The sequence below is a fragment of the Mesorhizobium sp. M1E.F.Ca.ET.041.01.1.1 genome (assembly GCF_003997355.1).
In the GTDB taxonomy this organism is placed as follows: domain Bacteria; phylum Pseudomonadota; class Alphaproteobacteria; order Rhizobiales; family Rhizobiaceae; genus Mesorhizobium.
This window is the reverse complement of the sequence record NZ_RZSL01000934.1, coordinates 1-1583: the sequence shown is the minus strand read 5'-3', so window position 1 is coordinate 1583 and position 1583 is coordinate 1. Positions and strand designations below refer to the sequence as shown.

Annotated in this window: 2 protein-coding genes and 1 pseudogene; 2 read left to right on the top strand and 1 reads right to left on the bottom strand. The window is 63.1% G+C overall.

Annotation, left to right across the window (positions count from 1 at the left end; all coding sequences use genetic code 11):
- The coding region (locus EOA38_RS36070) for a hypothetical protein (protein ID WP_145966272.1) at positions 1 to 323 on the bottom strand (323 nt) is incomplete at its 3' end.
- Positions 324 to 420: 97 nt separating this feature from the next.
- Here EOA38_RS36070 and EOA38_RS36065 point away from each other — a divergent pair.
- Complete coding sequence (locus tag EOA38_RS36065) at positions 421 to 888, top strand: peroxiredoxin (protein ID WP_127301457.1); 468 nt, start codon at positions 421 to 423, stop codon at positions 886 to 888.
- Between the two features lie 170 nt (positions 889 to 1058).
- Positions 1059 to 1583, top strand: a pseudogene (locus EOA38_RS36060) (M23 family peptidase); the annotation flags it as partial.

Sequence of the window (1583 nt, the reverse complement as noted above, 5' to 3'; positions counted from 1 at the left end):
AAGCTCGACCCGTCGAGCGTCAGCCGCGCCGGTCCGACGGTGACGTTGACATCGACGCCGGCCAGCTTCTCGATGGCTGTCTCGGCTTCGGCGCGAAGCCGCTCCGTGCCGATGCCCGACGTGCCGAGCACATAGATGCCTGCTGCCGCCAGGAACACCAGCGCGCAGAGCCCGGCAAACACCCGGCCGATGATGCGGAAGCGGCGGCGCACCGAAGCGCGGCCGAGTGGTGGCACGCGGCACGCGGACGGAAACGTCCCCAGGTCTGTGATCTCGTCACGCCTGAACCTGATCTTCTCGTGCTGCGGGTGCTCCTGATCCACGCAATATTCCGTTGTGAACGAACTCGTCGTGGACGAATCCCCACCTTAGGTTATACCGATGCTCGATCCGCGCGTAACCTCAGACAAAGGCATCGACATGGCTGATCTCGCAGTGGGCGACGTTGCGCCGCAATTCGATCTTCCGCGCGACGGCGGCGGCTCCCTCAGCCTCGCCGCGTTGCGGGGAAAGCCGGTCGTACTCTACTTCTATCCGCAGGACGACACCACAAGCTGCACCAATGAGGCGATCGGCTTCTCGCAGCTGAAGCCTGAATTCGAGAGGGCCGGCGCCGTGGTCATCGGGCTGTCCCCCGATAGCGTCAAGAAACACGACAAATTCAAGGCGAAGTACGATCTCACCGTCGACCTCGTCGCCGACGAGGAGCGCAAGGTGATAGAGGCCTCTCGACTATGGGTCGAGAAGACCATGTATGGCCGCAAATACATGGGTGTCGAGCGCGCCACCTTCCTGATCGGCGAGGACGGACGTATCGCCCGTATCTGGCGACAGGTGCGGGTCAAGGGCCATGCCGAAGAGGTGCTGGAAGCGGTGCGCGCTCTTTGAGGCAGCCGAAAGCACCCACCCACGGCATTTACCGGCTTCCTTCCCACTGCAACCTGCGACGCGCAATGCGTGAATTGGTTACGCGAGCATCGCGGCCAGCAAAGCTTTGTTAACCCTAATAATGTGTAATCCCGGGCGGTCGTTGGAGTCGTAACGAAAGCTTTGGTCCCGTGAAACCAACCGGTCAGTCAGCGGTCTTCGGCAGGCGCAAAGAGCCCCATACGGTCATTATCGCCAGGGGCAACGAGATCAGGCATTTCACCATTCGCCCCTGGCTTGCCGCATTCATCGGGTCGGCGCTTGCGGCGATCGCCATCGGTTACCTGCTCGCAACTTCCTATCTGGTGCTGCGCGACGACCTGATCGGCGCCACGACGGCAAGGCAGGCGCGTATGCAGCAGGCCTATGAGGACCGTATCTCCGCGCTTCGCGCCCAGGTGGACAGGATCACCAGCCGCCAGCTTCTCGACCAGCAGCTCATGGAAACCAAAGTGAGCGAGTTGCTGGCCAGGCAGACCCAGCTCAGCCAGCGCCACGGCCGGCTCGGACCGATCCTGGAACGGGCTGAAAACGAGGTCGGCGACGTGCCCGCGGCGACTGACGCTCCGGCGAAGCCCGACGAGCATGCCGAAATCACCGGCAGCCTTTCGCAGGCCCCGACCTACTCCGTCGCTAGCCTGAACGCCGGCGACACC

Excerpts from the sequence above, each read along its gene's own strand:
- EOA38_RS36065 (WP_127301457.1), top strand. The coding sequence starts at position 421 with ATGGCTGATCTCGCAGTGGGCGACGTTGCGCCGCAATTCGATCTTCCG.